This window comes from Spiribacter aquaticus (assembly GCF_007625215.1).
GTDB classification, from domain to species: Bacteria; Pseudomonadota; Gammaproteobacteria; order Nitrococcales; family Nitrococcaceae; genus Spiribacter; species Spiribacter roseus.
Window position 1 is genome coordinate 244,376 of record NZ_VMKP01000001.1, and the last position, 12,606, is coordinate 256,981.

6 protein-coding genes are annotated in these 12,606 nt (G+C 68.2%); all 6 read right to left on the reverse strand.

Features of this window, described 5'->3' with window-relative positions:
- Positions 1–7: 7 nt before the first annotated feature.
- From FPL11_RS01210 to aceE, 6 genes are read right to left on the reverse strand one after another with little or no spacing between them, the layout of a single operon-like run.
- Positions 8–799, reverse strand: a complete 792-nt coding sequence (locus FPL11_RS01210; RefSeq protein ID WP_144346896.1) for an alpha/beta fold hydrolase — start codon at positions 797–799, stop codon at positions 8–10.
- Positions 796–5,631 (reverse strand): NAD-glutamate dehydrogenase, encoded by a 4,836-nt coding sequence (locus FPL11_RS01215; protein ID WP_144346897.1) that lies wholly within the window; start codon positions 5,629–5,631, stop codon positions 796–798. The genes FPL11_RS01210 and FPL11_RS01215 overlap by 4 nt, the downstream gene beginning before the upstream one ends.
- Positions 5,628–6,641 (reverse strand): 3-oxoacyl-ACP synthase III family protein, encoded by a 1,014-nt coding sequence (locus FPL11_RS01220; protein WP_144346898.1) that lies wholly within the window; start codon positions 6,639–6,641, stop codon positions 5,628–5,630. The genes FPL11_RS01215 and FPL11_RS01220 overlap by 4 nt, the downstream gene beginning before the upstream one ends.
- A gap of 6 nt (positions 6,642–6,647) precedes the next feature.
- On the reverse strand, positions 6,648–8,459 hold the full coding sequence (lpdA, locus tag FPL11_RS01225; protein WP_144346899.1) for a dihydrolipoyl dehydrogenase: 1,812 nt from the start codon (positions 8,457–8,459) through the stop codon (positions 6,648–6,650).
- A gap of 20 nt (positions 8,460–8,479) precedes the next feature.
- Positions 8,480–9,850, reverse strand: coding sequence for a dihydrolipoyllysine-residue acetyltransferase (gene aceF / locus FPL11_RS01230; RefSeq protein WP_144346900.1), 1,371 nt, complete (start codon positions 9,848–9,850; stop codon positions 8,480–8,482).
- A 29-nt stretch (positions 9,851–9,879) separates the two neighbouring features.
- Positions 9,880–12,540: a pyruvate dehydrogenase (acetyl-transferring), homodimeric type gene (gene aceE / locus FPL11_RS01235; RefSeq protein ID WP_370456321.1), complete on the reverse strand. Its 2,661-nt coding sequence runs from the start codon at positions 12,538–12,540 to the stop codon at positions 9,880–9,882.
- Positions 12,541–12,606: the final 66 nt, after the last annotated feature.

Sequence of the window (12,606 nt, forward strand, 5' to 3'; positions counted from 1 at the left end):
TGCGTGGTCAGGGGTGGGGTTGGGTCACGAAATCGTTCAGCTCATCGGTGAAGCGCTGCGGCGCCTCGGCATGTAGCCAGTGGCCGACGCCGGGATAGCTCACCACGTCGGCGGCCGGAAAATGGCGGGCGATCGCGGCGCGCCCGGCGCCACCGACATAGTCGGACGCCCCGCCGTGGACGAAGCGCACCGGCCGCTCCGTCAGGGTGCCCAGGCCTTCCGGCCAGCCCTGGATGACCGGCAGCTGCTCGGCCAGCGTGGCGAGCGGAATGCGCCACACCCACTGCGCGCCCCGACGCTGCAGGTTGGTGAGCAGAAACTGCCGGATCATGGGGTGACTGACCTCGGTGGCCAGCTGCGCATCCACCGCGCCGCGATCCGGCGCCGCCGCCAGATCGATGGCCTGCATGGCACGGATCAGCCCGCCGTGCTCGGCTTCATGGTCGTAGGCCATGGGGGCGATATCCACCACCATCAGGCGGCGCAGCCGGTCCGGCCGGGTCAGGGCCAGCGCCATCGCCACCTTGCCGCCCATGCTGTGGCCCATGATGTCGGCCTGCTCAATGCCTCTTGCCTCCAGCAGGGCGACGACGTCAGCGGCCATGGCGCGATAATCCATGCCCGGGCAATGCGGGGACTGGCCGTGGTTGCGCAGATCGGGGCGCAGCACCCGATGGCCCGCCTCGAAGGATCGGGCGATGCCGCGCCAGTTGTTACCCGAGCCGTACAGGCCGTGGAGCATGACCAGTGCCGGGCCGTCACCCCCTTCGGCACAGTGCAGTTCCACCGCATCCGTCATTGCAGGCGCTCCTGGGCATTCGAGGCGACATGCCGCAGTGCCTGCAGCGCGACGCCGAACATGGCGCTGTCGGGCTGGGCGCTGGCCCGGATCTGATCGGTGATCTGGCGCAGATAGTCGACCCGGTTGCCCTCGCCGGCGAGTCCGTCCTCCACCCGGCTGGCCGCCGTGCCGTCACCGGTATGCCGGAGGATGGCTTCGGTGACCCGGCGGTGTTCCTCGTGCAGCGACTCCATGAGCCCGATCCGGTAGCGCGCCTGCCAGTCGTCCTCGGGCTGGAACCGGTCAATGGCCGCCTGCAGGTCACTGAGCGCCAGATGGTCGCTGGCCTGGAAATGCACGCGGGCCGCCTCGGTCAGTTCGGTGTCGGCGACGCAGGCCGCGGCATGGATATCGAGCGCGGGATAGAGCCGCGGCAGACGGCTCAGGCGCTCGGCCAGGGGTGCCGGGACGCCGGCCTCGACATGCCGGTCGCGTGCCGCGGCCAGCTGCCCGGCGGCGGTTTCGGTCAGCAGTGTCGGCAGGGCCTCGTCGAGGCGGGCGACCGCCTGCTGCATCGGCGCCATACCAGCCCCGGCGTCACTGCCGCCGCCGCCCGGATGACGGAGCAGCCAGCGCGTGGCCTGCTCCTGCAGGGCGCGGATGCTGTGCAGCGCGGACTGCTGATGCTGGATGGCCACCGCGTCACCCAGCCCGTTCACTTCGTGCCACAGCCCGCGCAGACCGTAGATGTCACGGGCCGCCAGATAGGCCCGCACCGCCTCGGCGGTATCGGCGCCGGTCGCTTCGGTCATGCGCATCAAAAACGTCGCCCCCATGCGGTTGAGCACATGATTGGCGAGGTGGGTGGCGATGATCTCGCGGCGCAGCGGGTGCTGGTCGATGCGTGTCGCAAAGCGCTCGCGCAGGGGCGCGGGGAAATACCCCACCAGTTCGTGGAGGTTTTCCTCGCCCTGCACCAGCGGCGAGTCGAGCAGCTCCTCGAAGCTGCGGATCTTGGTGTACGACAGCAGTATCGCCAGCTCGGGACGGGTCAGTCCGCGCCCCTGGCGAGCCCGCTCGGCGAGGCCCTCATCATCGGGCAGCTGCTCCACCGCCCGGTCCAGCCGGCCCTCGCGCTCGAGCCGGCGCATGCAGCGATCCTGCTCCGCCAGCCGGGCCGCCGCCCGATCCTGCATCAGGCTGATGGCCTGGGTCTGGCGGTCGTTATTGGCCAGCACGTGCGCGGCGACGGCATCGGTCATTTCGACCAGCAGCTGGTTGCGCTGCTTGACGGTGAGGTCGCCATCATCGACGCCGCCGTTCATGAGGATCTTGATGTTGACCTCGTGATCGGAGCAGTCCACGCCACCGGAGTTGTCGATGGCGTCGTTGTTGATCCGCCCGCCGGCCAGGGCGAACGCGACCCGGCCCAGGGGCGTCACTCCCAGGTTGCCGCCTTCGCCGATCACCTGGCAGCGCAGATCTTCGGCATCCGCCCGCAGGGCATCATTGGCCTTGTCGCCCACCTCGGCATGACTTTCGGCACGGGCCTTGACGTAGGTGCCGATCCCGCCGTTCCAGAGCAGATCCACCGGTGCGCGCAGGATGGCGGCGATCAGGTCGGTGGGCGTCAGGTGCTGCTGCTCGACGCCGAGGGCCCGGCGGGCCGGTTCCGGCAGGGTGATGGACTTGGCGCTGCGCGGCCAGACGCCGCCACCTTCGGAGATCAGCGCGGTGTCATAATCCGCCCAGCTGGAGGGGCCAAGGCCGAACAGCCGCTCCCGCTCGGCGTAACTGCGCTCGGGGTCCGGGTCGGGGTCAATGAATACATGGCGGTGATCGAAGGCGGCGATCAGCCGGGTGGTCCGTGACTGCAGCATGCCGTTGCCGAACACATCCCCCGACATGTCGCCGACGCCGACAACGCTGAACGGCTCGATCTGGATGTTGCGGCCGGCTTCGCGGAAATGCCGCTGGACCGCCACCCAGGCGCCGCGGGCGGTGATGCCCATGGCCTTGTGGTCGTAACCGGTGGAGCCACCCGAGGCGAAGGCGTCATGCAGCCAGAAGCCGTACTCGTCGGCGATGGCGTTGGCGTCATCCGAGAAAGTCGCGGTGCCCTTGTCGGCGGCCACCACCAGATAGGGGTCGTCATCGTCGTGGCGGACCACCTGTGCCGGCGGCTGGACGACGTCATCGACGATATTGTCGGTCACATCCAGCAGCGCGCGGATGAACAGCCGGTAGCAGGCGAGCACCTCGTCGCGCTGGGCCTGACGCTCACGGGGCAGGCGCTTGCAGACAAAACCGCCCTTGGCGCCCACCGGGACGATGAGGGCGTTCTTGACCATCTGGGCTTTCATCAGGCCGAGGATTTCGGTGCGGTAGTCCTCGCGCCGCTCCGACCAGCGCAGTCCGCCCCGGGCCACCTTGCCGCCGCGCAGGTGCACGCCCTCGACTCGGGGTGAGCTGACGAAGATCTCGAACGCCGGGACCGGCTTGGGAACACCGGGGATCCGCTCGGGCCGCAGCTTGAGGGCCAGGCTGGGATGCGGCCGGCCCCGGGCGTCGCGCCGGAAGAAGCTGGTCCGCAGCGTCGCCAGCATGGCATCGCGCAGGCGCCGCAGGATGCGGTCATCATCCAGGCTCTGCACCGCCTCGAGCTGCGCATCCAGCTCGTCGGCCAGGCGGCCGGCGCGCCCGGCGTCGGCGTGATCCGGGTCGAACCGCGCCGTGAACAGCTTGATCAGGCCGCTGGCGATGGCCGGATGATCGGCAAGGGTGGACTCCATATAGGGCTGGCTGTAGGCCATCCCTGCCTGGCGCAGGTACTGGGCGTAGGCCCGCAGGATACAAATCTCCCGCCAGGTCAGGCCGGCCAGCAGGATCAGCCGGTTGAAGCCGTCGTCATCGGTTTCGCGTCGCCAGATGGCGGCGAACCCGGACTGGAAGGCGTCGCGCAGCTGGCCCGTATCAAGGTCAAGTTCGGGATCGTGACTCAGGCCGAAGTCATGGATCCAGCACGGCCCGGCTCCCTCCGGACGGATGCCGTAGGGGCGCTCGTCGATCACCCGCACGCCCATGTTCTCGAGCACCGGCAGCACGTCGGACAGGCTCATGGGCTCGCTGGCGTGATAGAGCTTCAGCCGCAGGCTGCCCACCGGTGCCTCGAGCGGGCGGTACAGGCTGATCACCAGGCCGTCGCCGGCCTCCAGGGTCTCGAGGCGTTCGATGTCCTGGGTGGCGGTGCCGGGCGGGGTATCCTCGCGATAGGCGGCGCTGAACGCGTCGCGATAGCGGTGATGGAGCTGCGTGCCGCGGGCCTCGCCGCAGTGCTCGAGCAGTGTCTGTGCCAGGTCGTCCGACCAGGACCGGGTGGTGGCCGCCAGACGTGCCTCGAGGGCGTCGGTGTCCAGGGTCTGGGCTTCGGTGCCGCGGAAGTGGATGATGAAATGGATGCGGGCAAGCACCGCCTCGGAGAGCTGCACGGTGAACTCGGAGTGTGCGCCGTCGAACGCCTCCATGAGGATCTGCTGCATGCGCTGCCGCGTCGCCGTGTCATAGCGGTCCCGTGGGGCATAGACCAGGCACGAGACGAACCGCCCGAAGCGGTCGTGACGCGTGAACAGGCGCACTCGCTGGCGCTCCTGCAGCTGCAGGATGCCCAGGGCCGTCTCATAGAGCGTCTGCGAATCGATCTCGAAGAGCTCGTCGCGGGGATAGGTCTCGAGGATGTGCACCAGGGCCTTGCCGGCATGGCTGTTGGCGCGCAGCCCGGCGCGCTCGAGCACCGCCGCCACCTTGCGCCGCAGCAGCGGGATGTTGCGCGGATTGCGGTTGTAGGCGCCCGAGGTGTAGAGCCCTAGAAAGCGGTGTTCGCCGATCACCTCGCCCCGGGTGTTGAAGCGCTTGATGCCGATGGTATCCATGTAGCCATGGCGATGGACGGTGGCGCGGTGGCTGGATTTGGTCAGGATCAGCGGGTCGGGGTCGCTGGCCTGCTCGCGCATCGCCGGCGGTAGCGCCTCGAAGCTGCTCGACAGCCGTTCGGCGTTGCGGGCGGGCCGCAGCAGCCCCAGGCCGGTGTCCTGCACCGCCTCCAGCCGCAGGCTGTCGTTGCCGCGCCTGAGGTCGTAGCGGCGGTAGCCGAGAAACGTGAAATGGTCATCGAGCATCCATTCCAGAAAGGCATCGATCTCGGCGGGGTAGTCGTCGTCGGCGGCCGGTGCGCGGCGCTTGAGTGACCGGCGCGCCTGCTCGGCCTGGTGCCGCATGGCCTGCCAGTCGGCCACCGCCACCTCGACATCACGCAGGGTGTCCCGCACCGCCGCCTCAAGGGCGTCCAACGCCGCATCACCGGCCTGGCGATCCACCTCGATATGGATCCAGGCCTCGGGCTCGCCGTCACTGCTGGAGCGGTCGCTCACCGCGGCGACGTGGCCACCGGCGTCGCGCGCGATCTCGAGCACCGGATGGCTGATCAGGTGAATCATCAGACCCTGCTCGTTCATCGCCATGGACAGTGAGTCCACGAGGAAGGGCTGATCGTCGGCGACGATCTGGACCACGCTGTGGGTGGACTCCCAGCCATCCTGTTCCGGGTCGGGGTTGTAGACGCGCAGCGCCACCTCGCCGCGGGGCCGCTGATAGCCCAGTCGCCAGTGCGACAGCGCCAGACCGTAGAGGCTGCCCGGCGCCCGCGCGGTCAGGTCTTCGGTGGCCATGCTGGCGTAGTAGCAGTCGATGAAGCGGTGGATGATCGCCTGATCCGCCTCGGACCAGCGCTGATCCGCCAGCTGCTCCAGCGCGTCCAGCTGGCGCTGGCGTGTCTTGTCGGCCGCGTGGTTCATCGGCTTGCGCACTCCTCCAGTCGCAGGGCAACTCCCGCCATGTTGTAACCTACGCCCGAACCCACCAGTGTGACCAGATCTCCCGCCCCGGTTAGGCCGTTTTCGATGAGATGATCGAGGGCGATGGGCAGGCAGGCCGAGCCGGTATAGCCGTAGCGGTCCATCAGCGCGGGCGCCCGCTGGGGCGGGATGCCCAGGGTCTGGCAGGCTTCGCGGATGCTGGCCGCGTTGATCTGGGTGAAGATCGCCTGATCGATGGCGGATGCCGTGAACCCACCCTGCCGGGCGAGCCGGCGCATCACCAGCGGCCAGCCCTCGGCGTTGATGGCTGGGGGATAGCGGCGATGGACCTGCACCCGGGTGCGCCCGGCGGCCACCGCGTCATGGCTGGCCGGCTCGGCGGTGCCCCCGGCGGCGATGTCCCAGTGATCGGCATAGCGGCCGTCCGCGTGGAAGGCGCTGGTGATGATGCCGTCGCCGTCGGTGGGCGCGAGCAGTGCCGCGCCGGCGCCGTCGCCATAGAAGAACACCATCGGATCGGCGGGATCGGCGAGGCGCTGCATCATGTAGGCGCCAATCACCAGGATCCGCCGCAGTGCCGGGTTGGTGGCCATCAGGCCGGTGGCGGTGGCCAGTGCCGTGGGGAACGAGGCGCAGGCGCAGCCGATATCGAGGGTGCCGGCCGGGTGGGCGCCCAGCTTGGCCTGAACGATCACGCTGGTGGCCGGAGTGATGCGATCGGGGGTGTCGGTGCCGAGGATGATCAGGTCCAGTTCGTCAGCCCGCCACCCGGCCCGCGCCAGGGCCTGCTGTGCCGCGGCCACGGCAAGGTCCGAAGTAACCTGCCCGGGCGCCGCCCGGTAGCGCTGGCGGATGCCCGAGCTGGCCTCGAAGCGCTCGACGCTGTCGGCCTGGCCGGTTGCGGCCAGTTCGGTCCGCAGCTCGTCGTTGCTCACAAGGCGCTCGGGAAGGTAGCGCCCGGTGGCAACGACGGCGGCGGACCGGTTCATCGCGGGTCAGCGTTTCTTTTTGGGTATGTACAGATCCGTCAGCGTGCCGGCGGCCGCCTCGGCGGCCATGCCCACCGTCTCGGAGATGGTCGGGTGCGGGTGGATGGTCAGGCCGATGTCGTGCATGTCGGCGCCCATCTCAATGGCAAGGCCCACCTCGGCGATCAGATCACCGGCGTTGGGCCCGACGATGCCGGCGCCCACCACGCGCTCGGTGTCGCGCTCGAAGATGAGCTTGGTGATGCCTTCGTCCCGGCCCAGCGACAGTGACCGGCCATTGGCTGCCCAGGGGAAGCTGCCCACCTCGACATCCATGCCCTCGGCCTTGGCCTGCTCCTGGGTGACGCCCACCCAGGCGACCTCGGGGTCGGTATAGGCCACCGACGGGATGACCCGGGCGTCAAAGGCGCTTTTCTCGCCGGCGGCGACCTCGGCGGCCACCTTGCCCTCGTGAACCGCCTTGTGGGCGAGCATCGGCTGACCGATCAGATCGCCGATGGCGAAGATGTGATCGACCCGGGTGCGCATCTGGTCGTCCGCCGGGATGCAGCCGTTGTCCATCAGCTCGAGGCTGGTGGCCTCGAGGTTGAGCCGGTCGGTGTTGGGCCGCCGCCCCACCGAGACCAGCACCCGGTCGAAACGGTCCTCGGCCGGTGCCTTGCCGCCCTCGAACTCGACGCTGACGCCGTCATCGTCGGGCCTGAGCGCCGTCACCTTGGTATTGAGGAAGATATTGGCGTAGCGCTTGTCGATGATCTTGCGGAACGGCTTGACGATGTCCGGATCGGCCCCCGCCATCAGGCGGTCGGCCAGCTCGACCACGGTGATTTCGCTGCCGAGGGCATGATAGACCGAGGCCATTTCCAGGCCGATGATGCCGCCACCGACGACGAGCATGCGCTTGGGCACCTCCTCGAGCTTGAGAGCATCGGTGGAGTCCATGACCCGCGGGTGGTCCAGGTCAAAGCCCGGTGGCGCGATGGGCCGCGACCCCGCGGCGATGATCACGTTGCGGTAGCTGATCGAGCGCTCACCATCGGCGGTGTCGACTTTGACGTGATAATCATCGACGAACTGCGCCGGTCCGTGGACGGTTTCGACGTTCCGCTGCTTGGCGAGCCCGACCAGACCGCCGGTGAGCTTGCCGACGACGCTCGATTTCCAGGATTCGAGCTTTTTCAGATCGATTTTCGGCTCGCCGAACTCGATGCCGTTGTCGGCAAAGAAGGCCGCATCGTCAATTACCTTGGCGGCATGCAGCAGCGCTTTTGACGGGATGCAGCCCACGTTCAGGCAGACCCCGCCCAGGCTTGGATAACGCTCGACCATAATGGTGTTCAGCCCCAGGTCCGCGGCCCGGAAGGCGGCGCTGTAGCCGCCCGGCCCGGCGCCCACCACCAGCACGTCACAGTCCGGCGAATCGGGCGCGGCCTGATTGGCGGCGGTTGCGGCAGGGGCGGCGGCCGGTGCCGGCTCGGAGGCGGCGGCGGGTGTTTCGCTGGCGGTCTCGGCCGGAGCGGCTGCGCCGCTGTCGGCGCCGCCACCGGCATCATCCGCCTCAGCGCCGGCAGCACCGTCGGCGGGCACCGCCATGGCGATCACATCGCCCTCGGCGACCTTATCGCCGACACTGACCGTCACCGACTCGATCTGCCCGTCGAAGGGCGCCGGCACTTCCATGGTGGCCTTGTCGCTCTCGAGGGTGATGAGCGAGCTCTCGGCCTCCACGGTATCGCCGGGGCCGACCAGCACCTCGATGATCTCGACCGCGTCGAAGTCGCCGATATCCGGGACGCGGACTTCCTTGGCTTGTGACATGAATCGCGATCCTTTCAGGTTTACAGGATGAGGCGGCGTAGATCGCCGAGCACACCCGTCAGATAAGTGGTGAAGCGGGCGGCCGCAGCGCCGTCGATGACCCGATGGTCATAGGAAAGGCTCAGCGGCAGCATCAGCCGGGGGACGAACTGGCTGCCGTCCCAGACCGGCTTGGTGGCGGTCTTGGACACGCCGAGGATCGCCACCTCGGGGGCATTGACGATGGGCGTGAACGCCGTGCCGCCCAGGCCGCCCAGGCTCGAGACGCTGAACGTACCGCCCTGCATGTCGCCGGCGCCAAGCTTGCCGTCACGCGCCTTGGCCGAGAGCTCGGCGAGATCCGCGGCGATCGCGTAGATGCCCTTCTGGTCGGCGTCCTTGATCACTGGCACCACCAGGCCCTGGGGGGTGTCCACCGCCACGCCGATGTTGATGTAGTGCTTGCGGATCAGCGCGGCGCCATCGCTGCGCAGCGAGCTGTTGAAGTCGGGAAACGCCTGCAGGGCCCGGGCCGAGGCCTTGACCATGAAGGCCAGCGGGGTGAGCTTGACGCCGGCCTGCTCGGCGGCCGCCTTTTCCGCCTTGCGGAAGGCGTCGAGCTCGGTGATGTCGGCCTCGTCGAACTGGGTGACATGCGGGATGTTGAGCCAGCTGCGATGCAGGTGTGGGCCCGAGAGCCGCTTGATGCGGGGCAGGTCGACTTCCTCGACCTCGCCGAACTTGCTGAAGTCGACCGCCGGGATGGGCGGGATGCCGGCACCCTCGGCGGCCGGTGCCGCAGCTGCCGGGGCGGCCGCTGCGCCGCCTTCCAGCGCCGATTTCACGTAGGCCTGCACGTCTTCGCGGCTGATCCGGCCCTTGCGGCCGCTGCCGGTGACCTGATCCAGCGGCACGCCAAGCTCGCGGGCGAAGCGTCGCACCGACGGTCCGGCGTGGGCCAGACGCTGGGTCTCGGCGCTGAGCGCGGGCCCGTCGGCCTGCTTCGTCGGCGCCTCGGCGGGTGCGGGCTGCTCCGCCGGGGCGGATGGCTCAGCAGGGGCCGCGGCGGCGGGTGCCGGGGCCGGTTCCGGTGCGGCGGCGGCGGGCTCGGCCGCCGGGGCCTCAGCGGCGGCGGCCGCATCGTCCCCGGCAGCGTCGCCGCCACCGTCACCACTGACCTCAACCTTTGCAACCGGCGTGCCCTCGGCCACCTTGTCGCCGGGCTGGATCAGCATCTCGGTGACGGTGCCGTCCACCGGACAGGGGACCTCCATGGTCGCCTTGTCGCTTTCCAGGGTGATGATCGAGTCCTCGGCAGCGACGCTGTCGCCCGGGCCGACCAGCACCTCGATGACGTCCACCGCATCGAAGTCGCCGATGTCGGGGACGGTGATTTCCTTGACCTCTGCCACGCAAATTCCTCCTGCGCCGTGATTCGCCGCTAGACCGTGACCGGGTTAGGGGCGTCGGTGTCGATGTTGTAGTGGGCGATCGCCTTGCTGACGGTTTCGGCACTGATCGTGCCTTCGTCGGCCAGCGCCTTGAGGGCCGCCACCGTGACGTAATAGCGATCCACCTCGAAGAAGCGGCGCAGGTTCTCGCGCGTGTCCGAGCGGCCGTAACCGTCGGTGCCCAGCACCACATAATGGCGGTCGATGTAGGGCCGGATCTGATCGGCGAACGCGCGCATGTAGTCGGTGGAGGCGATCGCCGGGCCCGCATGATCGGCCAGGCACTGCTGTACATAGGGCACGCGCGGCGTGTCCTCGGGGTGCAGCATGTTGTGGCGCTCGCAGTCGATGCCGTCGCGACGCAGCTCGGTGAACGACGGGCAACTCCAGATGTCGCTGTCGACGCCCCAGTCCTGCTTGAGCAGCTCGGCGGCGGCGATGACCTCCATGAGGATGCTGCCCGAGCCCAGCAGCTGGACCTGCTGCTTGCCCCCGGCGCCCTTCTGGAACAGGTACATGCCCCGGGTGATGCCGTCCTCGGCGCCCTCCGGCATGGCCGGCTGGTGATAGTTCTCGTTCATCATGGTGATGTAGTAGAAGACCGACTCCTGCTCCTGATACATCCGCTTCATGCCGTCCTGGATGATCACGGCCATTTCGTAGGCGAAGGTCGGATCGAATGAGCGGCAGTTGGGCAGGGCCGCGGTCATCAGATGGCTGTGGCCGTCCTCGTGCTGCAGGCCTTCGCCGTTGAGCGTGGTGCGCCCGGCGGTGCCGCCCATGAGAAAGCCCTTGGCCTGCATGTCGCCGGCCGCCCACCACAGATCGCCGACCCGCTGGTAGCCGAACATGGAGTAGTAGGCAAAGAACGGGATCATCTCGACGCCGTGATTGGCGTAGGCGGTGGCCGCGGCGATCCAGCTCGACATGGCGCCGGCCTCGTTGATGCCCTCCTGGAGGATCTGACCTTTCTGATCCTCGCGGTAGTACATCAGCTGATCGGCATCCTGCGGCTCGTAGAGCTGACCCTGCGGGGCGTAGATGCCCAGCTGACGGAACAGGCCCTCCATGCCGAAGGTGCGGGCCTCGTCGGGGACGATCGGCACCAGACGCGAGGCCAGGCCCTTGTCGCGGGCGATGATCGACAGCGCCCGGACGAACGCCATGGTGGTCGACATCTCACGCTCGCCGCTGTCCTTGAGCAGCACCTGGAACGCCGAGAGGTCGGGCACCTCCACCGGCTCGGCGGTAATGCGCCGCTCCGGCAGGTAGCCGCCCAGCGCCTCGCGCCGCTCGTGCAGGTACTTGATCTCGGGTGAGTCCTCGGCGGGCTTGTAAAACGGCGCGTCGGCGACTTTCTCGTCGGGCACCGGGATGTGGAAGCGGTCGCGGAACTCCTTGAGGGCGTTCTCGGCCATTTTCTTCTGCTGATGGGTGATGTTCTGGCCTTCGCCGGCCTCGCCCATGCCATAGCCCTTGACCGTCTTCGCCAGGATGACCGTGGGCTGGCCCTCGTGCTCGGTGGCGGCGCGGTAGGCGTTGTAGACCTTGGCCGAGTCATGGCCGCCGCGCTTGAGCTGCCAGATGTCCTCGTCGGACATGTTCGCGACCATGGCCTTGAGGTCGGGATATTTGCCAAAGAAATGCTCGCGGGTATAGGCGCCGCCCTTGGCCTTGAAGTTCTGGTACTCGCCGTCCACGGCTTCGTCCATGCGCCGGCGTAGCAGCCCCTGGGAGTCCTTCGCGAGGAGCGGATCCCAGGCCGAACCCCAGAGCACCTTGAGGACGTTCCAGCCGGCACCGCGGAACTCACCCTCGAGCTCCTGGATGATCTTGCCATTGCCGCGCACCGGCCCGTCCAGGCGCTGGAGGTTGCAGTTGACCACGAAAATCAGGTTGTCGAGCCCCTCGCGGGCGGCCACACCGATGGCGCCCAGGCTCTCGGGCTCGTCCATTTCGCCGTCACCGCAGAACACCCAGACCTTGCGGTCGGCCGTATCGGCGATGCCGCGGTTGTGGAGATACTTGAGGAAGCGGGCCTGATAGACGCCCATGATCGGGCCGAGCCCCATGGACACGGTAGGCAGCTGCCAGAAATCGGGCATCAACCAGGGATGCGGATACGAGGACAGCGGCTTGCCGGTCTTGGCGAGGTCTGCGCGGAAGTTGTGCAGATCGTCGTCGTTGAGCCGGCCTTCGAGGTAGGCGCGGGCGTAGATGCCCGGCGCGGAGTGGCCCTGGATGAACACCAGGTCACCGCCGTGATCCTCACTCGGCGCGCGCCAGAAATGGTTGAAGCCCACCTCGTAGAGCGTTGCCGACGAGGCGAACGAGGCGATGTGCCCGCCAATGCCGTCCCGGTCGCGGTTGGCCTGGACCACCATCGCCATGGCGTTCCAGCGGATGATCGAGCGGATCCGCGATTCCAGCGCGCGATCCCCGGGAAAGGGCTGCTCATGCTGGGTGGGAATGGTGTTCTGGTAGGCCGTGGTCGCCTTGAAGGGCAACTGGCCGCCGCTGCGGCGGGCCTTGTCCACGAGCTGCTCGAGCAGAAACTGTGCCCGCTCCGGGCCTTCGTATTCGAGGACCGACTCAATGGCCTCGAGCCACTCCTGAGTCTCCTGCGGATCCAGGTCGTCCGGCGTCGGCATGGGCGTCATTTTTGCTGCCATCTCTGACCTCGTCATTATTCTGTCAAGGCACAGCCTAGCGGGCGG